This window comes from Sphingobacterium sp. UBA1498, assembly GCF_002325125.1.
Lineage (GTDB): Bacteria > Bacteroidota > Bacteroidia > Sphingobacteriales > Sphingobacteriaceae > Sphingobacterium.
The window spans coordinates 88896-105502 of sequence record NZ_DCRG01000004.1 but is presented as its reverse complement, the minus strand read 5'-3'; the positions used below and the strand labels follow the sequence as shown (position 1 = coordinate 105502).

General features: G+C 40.7%; 14 protein-coding genes. 10 read left to right on the top strand and 4 right to left on the bottom strand.

Features of this window, described 5'->3' with window-relative positions:
• Position 1 precedes the first annotated feature (1 nt).
• Both gldM and gldL read right to left on the bottom strand, forming a co-directional pair.
• Complete coding sequence (gene gldM, locus B3139_RS03380; RefSeq protein ID WP_293879758.1) at positions 2 to 1537, bottom strand: gliding motility protein GldM; 1536 nt, start codon at positions 1535 to 1537, stop codon at positions 2 to 4.
• 30 nt (positions 1538 to 1567) lie between these two features.
• A complete protein-coding gene (gldL, locus tag B3139_RS03375) occupies positions 1568 to 2380 on the bottom strand; it encodes a gliding motility protein GldL (protein ID WP_209579368.1) in 813 nt (270 codons plus the stop codon).
• 323 nt (positions 2381 to 2703) lie between these two features.
• On the opposite strand from gldL, the gene B3139_RS03370 reads away from it, so the two are divergent.
• From B3139_RS03370 to B3139_RS03355, 4 genes are all read left to right on the top strand, one after another.
• Positions 2704 to 3789, top strand: coding sequence for a mechanosensitive ion channel family protein (locus B3139_RS03370; protein WP_293879755.1), 1086 nt, complete (start codon positions 2704 to 2706; stop codon positions 3787 to 3789).
• Between the two features lie 86 nt (positions 3790 to 3875).
• The gene (locus B3139_RS03365) at positions 3876 to 4958 is read left to right on the top strand and encodes an endonuclease/exonuclease/phosphatase family protein (RefSeq protein WP_293879753.1); all 1083 of its coding nucleotides are present in this window, start codon (positions 3876 to 3878) and stop codon (positions 4956 to 4958) included.
• 103 nt (positions 4959 to 5061) lie between these two features.
• Entirely contained in the window at positions 5062 to 6204 is a 1143-nt protein-coding gene (locus B3139_RS03360; protein WP_209579370.1) for an acyltransferase family protein, read from the top strand.
• Positions 6201 to 7379 carry an aminopeptidase gene (locus B3139_RS03355; protein WP_209579371.1) on the top strand — a complete coding sequence of 393 codons (1179 nt, stop codon included), beginning with the start codon at positions 6201 to 6203 and terminating at the stop codon, positions 7377 to 7379. Before B3139_RS03360 ends, B3139_RS03355 begins: the two co-directional genes overlap by 4 nt.
• On the opposite strand, the gene B3139_RS03350 is transcribed toward B3139_RS03355, so the two are convergent.
• Positions 7376 to 8632, bottom strand: a complete 1257-nt coding sequence (locus tag B3139_RS03350) for a tyrosine-type recombinase/integrase (protein ID WP_293879748.1) — start codon at positions 8630 to 8632, stop codon at positions 7376 to 7378. The genes B3139_RS03355 and B3139_RS03350 overlap by 4 nt on opposite strands.
• Positions 8633 to 9102: 470 nt before the next feature.
• On the opposite strand from B3139_RS03350, the gene B3139_RS03345 reads away from it, so the two are divergent.
• Entirely contained in the window at positions 9103 to 9549 is a 447-nt protein-coding gene (locus tag B3139_RS03345) for a response regulator (protein WP_209579373.1), read from the top strand.
• Positions 9525 to 10361: a helix-turn-helix domain-containing protein gene (locus B3139_RS03340; RefSeq protein WP_293879745.1), complete on the top strand. Its 837-nt coding sequence runs from the start codon at positions 9525 to 9527 to the stop codon at positions 10359 to 10361. Before B3139_RS03345 ends, B3139_RS03340 begins: the two co-directional genes overlap by 25 nt.
• Positions 10362 to 10371: 10 nt before the next feature.
• On the opposite strand, the gene B3139_RS03335 is transcribed toward B3139_RS03340, so the two are convergent.
• Positions 10372 to 10986, bottom strand: coding sequence for a helix-turn-helix domain-containing protein (locus B3139_RS03335; protein ID WP_293879743.1), 615 nt, complete (start codon positions 10984 to 10986; stop codon positions 10372 to 10374).
• Between the two features lie 343 nt (positions 10987 to 11329).
• Between B3139_RS03335 and B3139_RS03330 the strand changes: the two genes are divergently transcribed.
• From B3139_RS03330 to B3139_RS03315, 4 genes are all read left to right on the top strand, one after another.
• The gene (locus tag B3139_RS03330; RefSeq protein WP_293879741.1) at positions 11330 to 14308 is read left to right on the top strand and encodes a sensor histidine kinase; all 2979 of its coding nucleotides are present in this window, start codon (positions 11330 to 11332) and stop codon (positions 14306 to 14308) included.
• Between the two features lies 1 nt (position 14309).
• Positions 14310 to 15062 (top strand): hypothetical protein, encoded by a 753-nt coding sequence (locus tag B3139_RS03325; RefSeq protein ID WP_293879739.1) that lies wholly within the window; start codon positions 14310 to 14312, stop codon positions 15060 to 15062.
• 33 nt (positions 15063 to 15095) lie between these two features.
• Entirely contained in the window at positions 15096 to 15749 is a 654-nt protein-coding gene (locus B3139_RS03320; RefSeq protein ID WP_209579378.1) for a response regulator, read from the top strand.
• Positions 15750 to 15857: 108 nt separating this feature from the next.
• On the top strand, positions 15858 to 16607 hold the full coding sequence (locus tag B3139_RS03315; RefSeq protein WP_293879735.1) for a response regulator: 750 nt from the start codon (positions 15858 to 15860) through the stop codon (positions 16605 to 16607).

The window sequence follows — 16607 nt, the reverse complement described above, 5'->3', positions numbered from 1 at the left end:
TTTAGTTTGCCGTTAACGCGACAGCATTCAGTTGTCTTGATGTACCGTCAGGACCCACTGCAACAATATTATCGAATATTACACGTGTACCTGGTACAATTCCACTTAAGGCAGAAGACATGCTTGAACTCAACTGTCCTCCGGATGTCGATAATACGATGGCATCGGCCCGTGGCTTAGCAATGATCATCGTAAACTTGGTTACCCTGAAGGTGGCATCGAAGTCAAAGTTATCCAATTTTGCGAACAGTGCATTTTGCGCTTTAAGGGCCACGGTAGCCATGGAACCACCTGTTTTGCCAGCAAATTTGGCAATGGGGTCTGGAATGCGTTTTACACGAAATTCGGTCGAACTCAATGTCTGTGTTTTTCCAGGTGCTACCTCAGCAGAGACTGAAATATGTGCTGTGCCCGGAGAGCTTACCTTCACATTGTATTTGCCGCCACCAGCACTAGAAATGCTGCCTCCGCTCATGCTGACACGGATTTTATCGGCTGGCGTTCCTGGGGCTGATACAGAAATGGGGTTGTTTACACCGATATATAGTACATTCATCTTGTCGGGTGATACAACGGCCGATGGACGTGCTACTTGATAGGTCTGTACAGGGGTGCGATACTCTTTATATGATCCGTCGGTCTGTTTGACTTTGATCACGCCGGTCCAGGTATAGATTCCTTCACGGCTGGTATTGACTGCATATACCCCTTTTCCATCAACTACTTGAAGTGTCGATCCATTGACCGAGATTGCGGGTTGAGATTTGGAATCGGATGCTGTAAGAAATACTTCTGCTTTGTAGGGCTGGCCCTGTACTAAGTAGGATGTTGGGGCAACAGCAACTGCTGCAAATTTATCTAGATTGACCACCGCCTGATCCATTTTGCCCAAGATAAGTTTAACTACATCAGATTCTGCATTCTGCGCGTCTGTTTGTATTTTCGTTAAAATGGTCATCGCAGCGGTTAAAGGGGTGCCGCTACCGAAATTGATTTCCTCCCATGATTTTTTGCCATTGACGGCTTTTTCTGGATCTTTTGCCTCCAAGGAAAATGATACCATCTTTTGTTCTTCAGGTGTGAGCAGGGCGAGCAATTTTGTGCGCGTAGCATTGATTTTGTCTTTTAACACGGTGCCTTTTTTCTCATTGATCATAAGATTTGGGGAGATGTCTTCGTTTTCACGCTGGGCTAGATCGCCTTTTTCTTCGTCATATCCACCGCCCTGTTTGACAAATTCTTCTTTTAAGGAGGCGATATACTGGTTGAGTTCGCCGATAATTGCCTGAGCTTTTTTTGCCTTGTCATAGATGGGCTTCGCACGTGCGGGCTCTTCTTTCAGTTTGGTGTTTTCAAATGCATTGAACAGTTGCTGTACTGCTGTGCTGACATTCGATTTGGATGTTTCGAGACTGTTGTTGATATTTTTGAATGCATCCAAGATAGAATCCGGTACATTGAGCGCCAATAAGGCGAGCAGGACCAGATAGAGGATGCCTATCATCCTTTGTCTTGGAGTTTCTCTTCCTAATGCCATTGTTTTTGATTTAAGTAATACAAGAATTAATTACACACGCGGCTGATTCATCGCGCTCAACATATTTCCATAGATGGCATTCAAGGCATTGAGGTTTTTCGCAAGTTTGCCTACTTCATCTTTAAATGCTTTGGAGTCATCCAGTGATTCATTGAAGTTTTGCATGGTAAAGCTTAGATTCTCATAAAACTTGTTCATCGATTGTAAATGGGAGGCCGAATCGCGCAATTCGCGTTCGTACATCTCATTCAGCTGGCTTAGGTTTGTTGTCAAACTTTTTACCTGCTGGTGGTAGTTGGACGTATCGCCTGAAGTATTTGACATTGCGACCAGGTTTTCGGATGCTTTTTCGAAGGCGAGGCTTAGGTTGTCAAACTTAGAAGTCGCTGTTCGTAGCTTATTGGTGAATTCTTCTGTTGCTAATGAGACATCAGAAAGCTTGTTTATGGCAGCTACTTTTTCACTAAAGTCACGTAGGCCACGGCCTAGGTTTTCAATGCTTGCTGGTTCGATATTGGCATCGGCAAACATTTTATCTAAAGCTGCAGTTGCTGAGGGGCCGGCCGGCTGGGCGACAACAGTTGTTGCTCTTTGTGGCAGTTCACCATTAAATTTTTCGTCCAATTCAGGATAGACACGGGTCCAGTCGGGCTCGGGTGGGGGCGGATTGAACCCCATTAAAAAGAAAAGGAAAGCCTCTACGCCCAAACCGATTCCTATCATATAATTGGCTGTGGTGCCACCGATATGCAGGATCTTAAACAGTACTCCAATGATGACGATACTTGCTCCCCAGGATATGGCCACATTTAGCCATCTTGAATTGTCTTTTTTCTTGCTCATTTTTTTATTAGTGTTTGGTTTAATTTTCTTGGAAAGTTAATTGTGCTAACCTATTTCCATCATCAATAAACGGTAAATGTGTTTTCTGTAGTATATCTTCTTGCTGATGTACATATTTTGTTAGTTGCCTTGCAATAGGCTGTCTAGACTCAAAAAACATACCAAAAAGAGTTTCCGAGCTGCTGCAAATTTAAACAGAACGATGGTGTTCAAAACCGACATGAGAAGTCTGAATTGATCTTTCTCAAATTAAAGCAAACGTTAGCCCTTCTTAACAGTTATTCTTTCATAAGAATAAAACATAAACACAAAGATAGAACAGCATGATGAACGAAACATTAATTCAACTTTCACAGCAATGGCCTGCCTGGCTCTGGAATATTGCATTAATTCTATTTTCATTTTTAGTAGGTTTTTTGATTAAACTGATTTTTATACCGCTTTTGCGACGACAGGCCATTCAGCAGGAGTCTTACAGTGTGTTCCGTTCCTTTGTCAGAAGATTTAACCGTGTACTGAGTGTTTTTATACCTTTGATTTTATTTAACAGTTTGTTGCCTTTTGCTCAATTTAACGACCGGACGCTGCGTGTGGTGAGTAAAACAAATGAACTTTTGCTGGTGAGTTTCTTTGCACTAGTATTGATACAGGGGATTAAGGTTTTTGAAGACTATCTTTACCATCGTTTTGATATCAACAAAGAGAATAACCTGCGCGAAAGAAAGATCAGAACTCAGATTGTCTTTATCCGAAAAGTGGTTGTTACGCTGATTATTGTGATCTCTCTGGCGATTATTTTGCTAAGTTTTGATAGTATGCAAAAAATTGGTGCTGGTCTGTTGACGGGCGTGGGAGTGGGCGGTATCATCATTGGGTTTGCAGCCCAGAAGTCTCTAGGGAATCTACTGGCAGGCTTTCAGATTGCTTTTACACAGCCCATTCGCATGGACGACGTACTTGTTGTTGAAGGCGAGTGGGGTCGTGTGGAGGAAATTAACCTCACTTATGTGGTTGTTAATATCTGGGACAAGCGCCGCTTGGTATTGCCGATTACTTATTTTATTGAAAAGCCTTTTCAGAATTGGACGCGGACTACTTCTGAGATATTGGGGACTGTATTTATCTATACAGATTTTACTGTACCTGTACAGCTATTACGTGAGAAACTCACAAGCCTACTCAGCGGCCACCCGCTTTGGGATGGTCAGGTCAATGTACTACAGGTGACCGACTTCAAAGAGCGTACCATGGAGATCCGGTGTCTGATGAGCTGCCGCAATTCGGGCCAGGCTTTTGACCTACGCTGTTACATCCGGGAAGAAATGATTGCGTATATCCATACGAACTTCCCTCATACGTTAGCCAAAACGCGGGTGGATTATCAGGAGGGTTTGCACAAAGATTCCTAATTTCTGCGGAGCAGTCGAAGATGATGGTCTCTTGAAAAAATATGCATAATTTGTTTAAGTTTGTTTAAAATGTTAGTGCTAGCGATATGCTGATTTTCTATATTGTAGTCTCGAGTATATTGATTATACTGAGTGTATTGCCCTTTATCCAAAGCCAACACTGGATCTTTCGGGTAGCTGAGTTTGTGAAGTTGCAGCTGTTGGTCTTTCAGGTGCCCGCCCTTGCGTTGGGCTTTTATTTGGTAGGCGATGATCCTTGGATTTGGTGGCTTCAGGGTATACAGATCACTTTGGTTGTATACCATAGCTATATATTGATACGCTATACCAAATTTTGGCGGAGGGAAACGTATCAAAAGGGCGAGGATGCATCGGATAGCATTAAGGTGATCTCTTGTAATGTATTGCAATTCAATACAGCGTATAATCGCTTTATCGAGCTGATTCAGAAGGAGAGGCCACATATTTTTTTGACCATGGAAAGTGATGCTGGATGGGAAAGAGCCCTGCGTGTGTTGGAAAAGGATTACCCTAATTATGAGAAGGTAACATTAGACAATACCTATGGCATGCATTTTTATACTAATCTGAAAATCAATAAAAGTCAGGTACATTATTTTGTAGCTGATGATATTCCTAGTATTGAGGCCGAACTGGAAACTCCTGATGGGTATCGGTTTGTTTTTTTTGCTGTTCATCCACCGCCACCAAGTCCTACAGAAGAAGAAAATAGCAAAGAGCGTGATGGCGATCTGCTCAGTGTGGCGAAACGGGTAAGAGATTATAAAATGCCGGTGGTTGTGACCGGAGATTTTAACAATGTAGCCTGGGCTAAAACTTCACTGTTATTTAAGAAAACCAGCAAATTGATTGACGCACGTATTGGTAGGGGCATTCTATCTACTTTCCATGCCAATTATTGGTTTTTCAGAGTGCCATTGGATCTTTTATTTCACAGTCCAACGGTATTTATCGATAAACTGTTTATTTATCCGTCTGTAGGCTCGGATCATTTTCCAATGGGCTGTTCATTCTTTATCGACCGCTATTCTGAGGAACAAGCTGAGGCGATCGAGCATCTGGAAGCTGGGGATATGGCCGATGTTAAAGAAATGATTGCTGCTGGAAAAGAGGAGGAGAGCGATAATCGAGTTCCTGATGAGGGATAATGAAGTTGCATTTGGAACGGGTTTCTTTTAATGAAAAAAAGGATGGAAGTTGCCGGAAAATGTTTAATTTAACGGTAATAATCAAAATAACCGAATCCAATTTATGGAAAGAGAACATTCTCCCCCTTCGACTTTAGGTTATTTGACTTCAGAGCAGCTGTTGTCGAAAACAATCGATTTTTTGCGTTTTCCGTTGATTGTTGGGGTTGTCTTTATTCATACAGATTTTTCAAACATTATCATTCAAGGCTCGAAGCAGGTTGATTTGCGTCAATTTGCTGTTTTTGCGCAGGTTTTTCTTCTCTTTTCGAAGCTCGTGTTTGAGGTGTGTGTACCTCTTTTCTTTTTTATCTCCGGTTTTCTTTTTTTTTATGGTACAGCGTCTTTCACGTTTTCGGTTTATTTTAATAAGTTACGGAGGCGGGTACATAGTTTGCTGATTCCATATATTTTTTGGAATTTGGCGGTACTACTTTTTTTCTTTTTGGCACAGACTTTTTTTGGAGGCCTTTTGTCGGGTGTCAATAAACCTATAATCCAGTATAATTTGACCGATTGGCTTTGGTCTTTGTGGGACACGTCACATGTGCATGTGAAGGCAGCAAAAAATTTACCTATCAATTCGCCTTTTTGGTTTATCCGTGACCTTATGGTGGTTTTACTGCTATCTCCGATCATTTACTTTTTAATTAGGAAAGTGGGTGTATTTGCCGTACTGATACTTGGGGTAGTCTGGCTTTTCAAACCCTATTTTTATCTGCCTGGATGGAGTACTGTATCCTTTTTTTTCTTTTCGGCAGGGGCTTATTTTAGTTTACATAATAAGAACTTTGTGCTCGTTATGCAGTCATTTTTACCCTGGTCTGTTTTATGTTATGTGCTGCTGATCATAGCAGCATTTTATGGTTTTGGAAAAGGTGGGTGGAGTTATCTGTATTGTGCCAATGTATTATTGGGATTGCTATCTGCGGTTGCAGTGACAGGCTACTTTATTGAAAAGGGTAGCTGGCGGCCAAATCACTTTTTGGTTAGTGCGAGTTTTTTCATATTTGCTTACCACCGTTTGCCGCTGGTCTTTATTATCAAATTTTTGTTTATTCAGGTTAGACCGCAAACGGATGTCGCTCTGCTGTTTTTGTATTTCGTTTGTCCAGTCTGTGTTATTCTTTTGGGCTTATTATTTTTTTGGGTTATAAGCATGCTATTTCCCCGCTTTACTGCTGTTATCTGTGGAGGTAGATTATGAGAAAAAAACTAAGAAAACGGATCGTATTAGCCATCGCAGCTACTATTTTGGTAGGTATTGGACTTTTTTATAGATTTTATTATCTGCAAAGTTCACCATTATTGCGGTCAGAATTTGTCTTTACTGATTTGATCCGGTTGAAAAGTACAGCAGTAAAGAACCAGGGTGCCTCCAATACCTGTTGGTCTTATACTGGGAATTCCTTTCTTGAATCAGAAATGATCCGAATGGGTAAAAACCCTGTGGCGATTTCGCCGCTATTTACGGTCCGGATGGCTTATCTGGAACGTGCGCGGAATTATCTTCGCCTGCATGGTGGATTAAAATTAAACGAGGGCGGGCAGCTTCATGATGTGATGGATATGTTGCGTTTACATGGGGCGATGCCGACAGCTGCCTATACTGGTATTAAAGCGGGGAAAAGCCCGGGGGATTTTAAGCGCATGCGCGCTGTTTTGAATAGCACACTATCTGGGATGGTAAAGACAAGGATATTGAAAAGCAGTTGGGAGCGAGAAATTGATGCTGTGATGGACGACCATCTGGGGAAGTTGCCTGTTCATTTTGACTATCAGGGTAAAGAGTTTACAGCGCGTAGTTTTGCTGATCAGGTTATTGGGATTGATCCAGATCAATATATCCATATTGCTTCCGTTATGACCGCACCTTACTACAAATCTTTTGTGTTTTTGATTCCCGACAATTGGTCTTTCAGTCAATTTTACAATATGCCTATGGAAGATCTATCCACTGTCGTTGATGGGGCTTTAAAAAAAGGTTTTACGGTAGCGTGTACGATCGACATCTCGGAGCCAGGTTTTTCTTGGCCTTATGGCATCGCTTATGTCCCCCAGAAATCAGTGTCAATGATGACAGCGGAAGAAAAGAGGTATCAATTTGTGCGGCCTCAACCTGAACGCAAAGTCGACGCTATGATACGTCAAAGAGCATTTGACGCGTGGGAAACAACAGATGATCATGCACTACATATTATAGGCTTAGCAAAAGATCAACATGGGAGAGCATACTATGTCGCTAAGAATTCTTGGGGCAGGGGCAATGCCTTCCGGGGGATTGTTTACCTCACGAAAGAATATTTTCGCTATAAAAGCACAGCCTTAATGGTTCATCGAGATGCCCTTGATGCGTCTCTGAAAAGCAAATTTTACAATTAGCTGCTTGGATGTCTTTGTTGCAACCTGCTTCGATCTTGATACATGTTTTCTAGGTAAGTTCCTAGGGAGCGGGTGCGTTCGGTATCCACATTGCTAATATACCGTTGAAACATTTGTTCGGTACTATGTCCTGTGGCATCCATCAGCAATGCTGTCGGAATTTTACCATAAAAGTTTGTGGCAAAGCTTCTTCTTCCGATGTGGCTGGTAATTGCATCACATTTTGGGATGAGTTGTTCTGACGCCCGGAATCCTTTGCGCTTCCTTACCTTGACGAGTGTTGTAATGCCTGCAAGGCGTGTCACCTCTTTGATTTGCTCATTATATTTTTGGGCGGTCATTTTGTGAGGGAAACTATGCCCATTATTTGACATAATGATTAATGCAGTAGGGTGAAGTGGGAGTAAGATGTTTTTCTGTGTTTTCTGCTGGGTAAAGGATAAGCAGGGTTTGCCATCAAGAATTTCCATCATATCGAGATTGAAATTCATAAAATCAGAGACACGTTGTCCTGTGTAACAGCTGATTATCAGCCAATCTTTAGCGGCCTTTAGATGGACGGGTACGTCCACATTTTTTATTGTGCTAATTTCGTCTTCATTGAGGCTGATAGCACGGTTTATTTTTCTGACTTTGGGTAGTTCCAATTCGTAAACAAATGTTCTGACGCCTCGTTTCTCCAAAAAATTAAGCACTGTTCGCACAAAATGTATCGTGCGGTGGATGGTGCTTATACTATAGTTTTCAGCTTCACCATATGCAATAAATTGTTGTACAAATAAGCTATTCACTTGCTCTAACATAAGATGTTTCTGCTGAAATCCTTCAAATCGTTTCAATAAACGGAAGAAGACCAGATAGCGTTTGTGTGTGGTTGGGGTAATCAGGTGTATTCGGCTTTTAATAAAATTGTCGACACTTTGCAAGAGCCCTCCTGCTGGCAGTGAGGGTTCGTGGTCTATACAGCATTTTTTGACGAAACGGTTGACTGCCCGTAGGGAAAATTCTTTTTTATTGGACTTTAATTCAGAAAGATACATTGCTATTGAAATCTTTAGTTCGTCCAGCTTTGTATTGAGCTTTTTGAGACTTTTTAAATAAATATTACTGGGTCTTTGTTTTTCTTGATCCCATTGAGACGGCTTAATTTTTAAAGGAGTTTTAATAAGGATTTGCTGTTGTTGCTCGTCAACGAATGCAAGGTAGATGAAAGATATTGAAGTAGGATTCAATAAGATAAAATTAAAAATCATGAGGTAAACTTTTTGCTATTGTCTGAGCATAAAGATACTAGATTATACAGATTAGTCTAATTCAGACTACAATTCTATCTATTCAAATATAACTATTTTTTTTTAACTAATTACAAGATATGCCTTTAAAATAACCATTTGGTCATTGAATGTTTTTAATTGTATAAAATACACGTTGAAAATCAAAAAGTTTTCCACGTATCTTATTTGTAATCAGATTGTAATGTTTTTTTTCTAGTCTGAATTAGACTAATAATTTACAATTAAAATAGCTCATATAAGCTTGTTGAATAAATTAATAGACCGAAATATGAACAGTAAACCGAGATATGTCGCGCCGAAAATTGAGATGCTTTTAATTGTACAGGAAAGTTTTGACAAGACGATAAACATGTATTTCAATAGTAGAGCAAAGTACAGCCAAAGTATAGATTATAAGGCGTCAAATTTATAAAGTAACAATTACCTCCATGGACAAGAAACTAAAACTTGCATTTGTAGATGATAATGTGTTGCACCTAAAAGTAATTGAACATTTGGCCAGGGAAATGGGAAATTATGAGATGTTATATTCTTGTCACAATGGGAAGGAGCTGGTTCATTTCCTTGATAAGAGTATCGATCACCCAGATGTATGCATTCTGGATTTGCATATGCCGGAGATGGATGGTATGGAAACGGCTCGTTTATTACGACGTCGATATCCGATGATTCGTTTATTTGGCTATTCTGCTAGCGAAAGTGCAGATGAAAAAAAGAGATTTCTGGATAGTGGCGTCAAGCTTGTCTTTTCAAAACAATCTCCCCGAAAAATGTTAACATCCATCTATCATTATACCATGCTCTGTGAAAATCTGGATATTATTGATTTTGAGAAAAATTTATTTAGGAAATGGAATTTTGTAAGCCAATTATAGGAAAAGAAGAGCGACAGTTTGATGTGCTTCATCTCGCTGAGTATCGTGGTGAGCAAACTAAAAGGCTACACAATGCGTCGGTATTTTCAATCATTCGAACCTGTTTGCCTGTCCGTATAAAAATTTGTCCCATGTTATATGATTTTGATGCAAACGAACTCATATTTATCGGACCACAATACGAAGTTGAGCTTGCTGAAGCTAATGCTGCTGACGGATATTTGCTGTGGTTCACCGCAGATTTTTACGAAAGGTCCAAAGCTGATACAGAAATACTACATTCGGGATTATTTTTTGGAAATTATCCTTTTCTGTCTATGCGTGAATGCAGATCGGATCTGGTTTTTAAGCGACTCATCGTGGAGCGTTTGAAGGAATGTGCTGCGGATTGTGGAGTGGATATGATGATTGCGCATCACTGCTTTGAATCGTTGTTACTGGATGGGTATCAAAAAATGTTAACGTTGAATACATCGACGTCATCTGTAGAAACTCCTTCCATTCAGTTATTTAACAGATTTTCGATTCTGCTGCATAAGCACTACCGCGAATATACCAGTGTACAATATTATGCAGACCGTCTACATCTTTCGCCACGGAAGTTGACGGAACTGTGTTTGTCAGTTACCGGCAAATCGGCTAAATGTGTGATATCTACTGTGGTGACTCAGCAGGCATTGCGCTATATACAGCATACTGATCTATCGATATCTCAGATTTCTTATGAAATGGGTTTCTCGGATGAGTCGAATTTTCGCAATTTTTTTAAAAGACAGACAGGGAACAATCCGCTTTCCTTTCGTCAGATTTAATTAGGGGAATCTATTCTTGCTTTTTCGACTCTTTTTTAAAGTAGAGGTAAGGACGTTTACTGGCGGGCATTCTTTGAGTTACTTTCGGTAAAGCCTTTTTGTCGAGCAGCCCACTGCCTAAATGTTTCAAAAGTAAGGCGTACAATCTGTCAGTCGTGAAGGTCATCTGATAATCTTTTCTGAAATCAATGATCATTGCATCAATTGTCTTTGGGCTATCAAAATAGTCTGATTCGTGGACGATCTTGGCAATTAAATCACGCTGCTTGCGATGGTATTCGCTTCGATTAACCCTTTCATCCATCGGTAATTTTAAGTGTTTTAATTCTGTACTCGCTGTGTAAGCCTGTTTAAGTCGCTTTAAATGGGACAGGTTTTCTTCTTCGATTTTTAAAGATAAAGCTGGATCAAAAAAGTCTGTAAGGCTAATAGCAAATGGCGTGCAGATTTTTGAAAGACTGTCTACGGATAGCGAGCTCGTTTTGCGGTAAGCACTCCTAATCGTGGATGTGGAAACGTTTGCAAAGCTTGCTAGGCTTTCTATCGTCAATCCAGTTAAATCAATAATTTCAAGTATTCTTTTTGAAATTAATTCTGCTAATTGCTGATCTGATATTTTTCCCATACTTAATCTTTTCTCTGCAATTTTATCTCAAGAGCGTATTATAATACTATTTAGTCAATAAGTTCAATAGGTACACTAGGGTCTAATGTGGCATGTTTTGAAAACTAATGGACAAAGCTAGTTGAATTAAATGAATAACAGCGTGTAAAAATTGGGGATTATCGTGTGTAAATTCCCTATTGTGAAAAGATTCTGGGTATTATAACCATCATTAGCTCTGATTTTGTTATTTCTACAGATTTTTAAAATCTCTTTGGAGGAAAATTTTATATCGATTATTAATATATAATTATTTTCAAAATAGCTATATTTGATTTGTCCATATTATTGAACTTAGTCTATTGTGTTTGAAAAAGCGCTCAAAATTCTATTGCTGTTAAGCACTTATTTTGCTATGCCTGTGTTTAATATGGCATGGGCATCGGGCTATCATGAAATTGAAATTATTTCAGGAGTCGATCCCTTTCACCGTAATATCGAGTCCGCGAGTCGCGATAAGCAGGGGTTTATCTGGTTTGTTGCCGGAAGTGTTCTTTATCGATATGATGGTGTTGCAATAAAGCCTTTCCATGAACTTTATATAGGGCCGTTAGCTTTTACAGAGGTGAACAAACTTACCGCTGATAATCGTGGGAGGCTGTGGTTGGAGACGCGGGATGGTCTGTTTATCTTTGATACCCAGCAATGGCAATTTATCAGGCAAAATGCGTTTTCAAAAGGATTGTGCGGGGAGCATGTTATCGCCATTTTTAACAAGGGTAATACTCTTTATGTGGCCACCCGATCGGGGGTTGTCTGGCAGATTATCGGTTTTAAGAAACGGAAAGTTCTAGAATTTAAACCTGCATTATCGGAGTTGCGGCGGCCGGTGGGGCACTGTATGCTCGCCGATGAAAATAGGCTTTGGTTTGCTTACAACAGCTCACTTTATTGTGTAGACTTAAAAAAGGGTGAAACGCAGCGTTTTCAAATGCCTAAAACGGTATATCAGGGCTTAGATGATATTTTTTTATTGCAAAATGGGCTGTTGTTGCGGAATTATGGTTTAGGTTACATGACTTTTGACGGGCAGCATTTTGCTAAAACTCATCTGAAAGGGCTCCATACAGGCGACATGCGCGATTGGGCGCACTGGTCGTTTGCAGATGGGGAAAAGATTATATTCGTTTTTGGTGACGGCCGTTATTTTGAGTTTAAAAACAACCAAGAAATGACTGCTTTGCGTCAAGATCGGCACGCTATCCGTAAGGATCTGTTTAAGTCTAAACTCAATCAGCTTGATTTCCATGATCATGAGGGCCTTTGTGCTACGGAGCATGGCTTGTATAGCCTGACAAGAATTGCTTTCGACCTGAACTATTGGAACACTGGTACGGCTAGATCAATTGTCAAACAGCAGCATGTGTATTATGTGGGTGGCTATGGGCCGTTGAAATATTTTACACTGAATGACTTCGCTATTCATGAATCGGCTCCGTTGAATAATTATTATGCTTTCCTGCCTTTGAGCCGCGATACGACGCTAGTAGGACTGGAGGGTAATTTTCTTGGTTTGTTGGTGCACGGAAAATTTAGCTCTTTATATTATAAAAAAGCCAAGGGCGTTATCGAGGACTTGTCCACCATGGTGTACAGCCTCTGTCAATATCGGGATGGCAACTATCTGGTGGGGACATCCTGTGGGATTTGGGTTTATGATCGGGATACGGGAATTGTGAGTCCGTTAAGGGATAAAATGGGAAAGCTGGTCGGCATGGGTGAGCGGATCAATTCCATTCAGCTACGGGGACAAATCATCTCCTTCACTACTGAAAATGGTTATTTTGAATATTTAGCGGGTGGACTACGTAAAATCTATCCGAATAAGCGTGAGAAAATCCAGGTATATAGCCATTCCTTTCGGCACAACAAGGTCTATCTGGCAACGAAAGGAAAAGGGCTTGTAGCGATTGATGCTATTACGGGTCAGGTTGACAACTACAACATGCGTATTGGTCTGGCACATAATGTGGTCTATAATATGGCTTGGGTAGATGACTTACTATTTTTGGGAACATTCAGGGGCTTGTCGGTTTGGGACGGTAAAAATTTTTATAATGCTTATGCCATGCACGGTCTTCCATTTGAGGAGTTCAATCAGCCTTCCATATTAGAAGATAGACCGAATGGACAGTTGTTTATCGGTGGGGTATTGGGATGCATTTCCATTAGACCTCAGCAATTTTTGTATAGTTTGAAGCAGCAAACTGTACCGCAACCGGTATTGGGTACAATTTCTATGGGTAGTGGCTCGAGCAATATCATTCGTTCATATACTCCAAATGCTGGTCAGGATACTGTGCTGTTAGACAAGCAAATTGAATTTGTCAACCTCCGGATAGCCAAAATAGATGCTTATAAGCAAAATTACAAAATTTACTTTCGCCTTCGCCCCCTCATAAAATCCTATCAGGAATTGTCGGCATCGGGGGAAATCAGTCTTTCCGATCTGAAAACAGGGGAGTATGAACTTGACGTAAAGACGGTAAGTGACAATGGGCTCAGTGTGAAAAGCAAACGATGGCTTTTTTATAAAAAGCCGAATTTTTATGAGACACAGCTTTTCTATGTGCTGATTACTTTGGGGCTTGGAGTCCTACTTTATATTCTTGCCATTATGCGATCATCCCAACTCAAGAGAGACAAAAAGCTACGGCTGGAACTTGCACGCGATTTGCATGATGAGGTTGGAGGCTTGCTTACTGGAATCGCTATGCAGACAGATCTGATGACGATGGATCAGCAGATTGGAGGTCGACATCGGTCTTTGGAAAAAATTGCAGTTTATAGCCGGGAAGCGGTTCAGACGATGGACGATGTAATCTGGGCGATAGACTCACGCAATAATAGCGCAGGAAGTTTAGAAGACCGGATGAGGTTTTTGGTCTCGCAGATTTTACCCATGCAAGATGTGGATGTACAATTTGATATCAACTTGCACAGTGCTGGACAACTGCCCCAATATGTTCGGCAGAATGTATACCTTATATTTAAAGAGGCTTTACATAATATATCTAAGCACAGTCCCGAGGGGAAAGTGGATGTATTTTTAAAAATTGATGCTCATCAGCTGATTTTAAGACTTTCCAATACCCTGCAATTTACGGGGGGAGCTGCATCGGATACGAGGTACCCTCGGCGTGGTCAGGGGATATCCAACATGAAACGCCGGTCTGAGGCTATAGGTGCTAAATTAGATGTGGAAAGGAGCGGCAGCTATTATCATCTGCAATTAGTTGCGAAGCTGAATGTGAAAAAACTTTTTTTTAACCTATTTAATTGATATGATGCAGCATAATCCTCAATTCTGGATAAGTTTAGGCTTTGCTATGCTTGGGGGATTGTTTTGTGCATCAGGCCTATTATTCCGTCTTTTTCGCTTCATCAAATACCGGGAGGTGGGGGAGTTGCTGCTCTGCGTGGGTGTGATGGCCTTGATCTGGCATGTGTTGATTTATTGCATGATCTATACCGGAGAAATTCAATATTATCCGCGAATTTATAACAAAGGTATTCCTTTTTACTACTTGGTGGGGCCTTGTTTTTATTTCTATGTTTGGCTCAAATTTACGACGAACGCAACTTTGCCGAAATTTTGGATCCTGCATTTATTGCCATTTTTCTTTGGATTGGTTGATATCATCCCTTATGCACTAGCACCTGTAGCGGAACAGAAGCAACTGCTCAAGATGCTTGTGGAGGATATCCCTTTGGGTTTTAAGCACCACTATGGTTTTGTAGATCAGCAATTACATTATATGTTACGATTTGCACTCGCGATAGCCTATGCTATCGGGCAATGGCGGATGTACTATATTTCTGATGCCGCTTCTAAAGCAGTAAAAAGAGAAGTGCTGATTTTTAATTGTGTATACAGTACCTATCTTTTGCTTCAATGTAGTATGGTATTGGCTATTATTTTTAACAGCAGTCAGGAAGCCTATATTCTTAAGAGCCTGGATAAGCTGGTGTGGGTAAGCTTTTGCTTTCTATTGTTTAGTCTGTGGTTTGTAGTGGATGGCATAAAAAAAAAGTAAGTTATTCAACTCATATATACTGATATTATTCTTATGCCGAACACAAAATTTAGATTAGCTATCATTGAAGACCGTATGCCGGTACTTGAATCATTACGTTCTTATTTTGATGATAATAATACGCAATTTGATCTATTGATTGCTGCCCGTGAATTTGATGAGCTGGTGTATGCCGCCTGGAGTCCTGAATGTTTGGATGTGTTGCTTTGTGATATTGGATTACCGAATAAAAGTGGTATCGAAGTGACTTGGTATATAAAGCGTAAGTTTCCGCATATACAGGTGGTCATGTTTACTGTGTTTGATGATAAGGAACATATCTTTCAGGCACTTTGTGCGGGTGCGTCCGGTTATCTGCTTAAAAGTACGCCTTTACCTGAGATGGAACAATTGTTGGTGGAAGTGATGAAAGGAGGCTCTGTGATGAGTCCGCAGGTGGCTCGGCTTGTAATTTCCCATTTTAACCCTGCACTCGACCATAAAATTGATTATCGGCATCGGGAACAGCTTACTCCGCGTGAGATCGAAATTGTTTCTCTGTTGCAACAAGGATATACCTATAAAAAAGTTGCTGAAACTGCGTTCATAAGCGTGGATACGGTAAAATTTCACATTAGAAATATCTATGGAAAATTACAAGTCAACAGTAGGTCCGAGCTTATGCTGAAATATAATAAGCCAATTTGACGGTTATTTTTTTCTGAAAAACCACCCGAATGGGTAGGTAAATACTTTGCTTGTATTTTTAAGTTTGTGATGCCATTTTAAAGCAACTTAATCTATTTAATTAAAAGTATGCAAATTCATGATGTCAAACCTAAGCAAACCAGGGTGTTTTCGGTATTGCATGCAGATAGCGATCTGCTTATGCGAAAAATAATTTCCAATGTTTTTTCTAACGAAGCATTTCAGCTGGATTCTGCTGCGAATGGAAAGGAAGCATTCGCTCTTTTGGAAGCGCGGGATTATCAGTATGATATTATCATTACCGAAATGCATATGCAATATGCAAACGGGTATGAGATTATCAATAAGGTGATGAAAGAATCTCCTCGGACGCGGACAATTATCACATCGAACATGAGCTACCTTCATATCCGTGAAGGGCTGGAGATTGTGCGGGAAGACTGTTTTAAAAAGCCACTCGTGGTGGGCAAACTACTCGAGCGGGTGAAGCATATCATGGGGGGAGATCCGGAGGTCATTCCTGCACCTGAGATGTGCTACAAATCGACCGAGGTGAATCAAATAAGGTTGGAAACTTGTGATGAAGCGCAAGAACTAATGGATGTGCCCGTATCAGGAAATGTACAAGATATAGTAAATGTGCAAGAGTTAGCTCCTGTATTGGAGCTTCTGGCAGAGCAGGATTTCGTTCATGTACAGGAGCGGTTGGATGCGCAAGAAGCTGTCATGAGTGAGCTTTTTGTGGCTGAATTTGTGGCGAAGGAAGAAACTTTAGCTATAGATGTCGCTACAGAGCCGCATGTTCTGCTTGCTTTTGAGCCGAAAGCACAGGTGACTTCAGGTAGAAGATGGTGGTAA

What these genes read in the sequence shown, in the direction of transcription:
- B3139_RS03365 (WP_293879753.1), top strand. Translation starts at nt 3,876, where the DNA reads ATGCTGATTTTCTATATTGTAGTCTCGAGTATATTGATTATACTGAGT.
- gldM (WP_293879758.1), bottom strand. Translation starts at nt 1,537, where the DNA reads ATGGCATTAGGAAGAGAAACTCCAAGACAAAGGATGATAGGCATCCTC.
- B3139_RS03350 (WP_293879748.1), bottom strand. Translation starts at nt 8,632, where the DNA reads ATGATTTTTAATTTTATCTTATTGAATCCTACTTCAATATCTTTCATC.
- B3139_RS03370 (WP_293879755.1), top strand. Translation starts at nt 2,704, where the DNA reads ATGATGAACGAAACATTAATTCAACTTTCACAGCAATGGCCTGCCTGG.
- B3139_RS03355 (WP_209579371.1), top strand. Translation starts at nt 6,201, where the DNA reads ATGAGAAAAAAACTAAGAAAACGGATCGTATTAGCCATCGCAGCTACT.
- B3139_RS03340 (WP_293879745.1), top strand. Translation starts at nt 9,525, where the DNA reads ATGGAATTTTGTAAGCCAATTATAGGAAAAGAAGAGCGACAGTTTGAT.
- B3139_RS03335 (WP_293879743.1), bottom strand. Translation starts at nt 10,986, where the DNA reads ATGGGAAAAATATCAGATCAGCAATTAGCAGAATTAATTTCAAAAAGA.
- B3139_RS03360 (WP_209579370.1), top strand. Translation starts at nt 5,062, where the DNA reads ATGGAAAGAGAACATTCTCCCCCTTCGACTTTAGGTTATTTGACTTCA.
- B3139_RS03325 (WP_293879739.1), top strand. Translation starts at nt 14,310, where the DNA reads ATGATGCAGCATAATCCTCAATTCTGGATAAGTTTAGGCTTTGCTATG.
- B3139_RS03320 (WP_209579378.1), top strand. Translation starts at nt 15,096, where the DNA reads ATGCCGAACACAAAATTTAGATTAGCTATCATTGAAGACCGTATGCCG.
- B3139_RS03345 (WP_209579373.1), top strand. Translation starts at nt 9,103, where the DNA reads ATGGACAAGAAACTAAAACTTGCATTTGTAGATGATAATGTGTTGCAC.
- B3139_RS03315 (WP_293879735.1), top strand. Translation starts at nt 15,858, where the DNA reads ATGCAAATTCATGATGTCAAACCTAAGCAAACCAGGGTGTTTTCGGTA.
- gldL (WP_209579368.1), bottom strand. Translation starts at nt 2,380, where the DNA reads ATGAGCAAGAAAAAAGACAATTCAAGATGGCTAAATGTGGCCATATCC.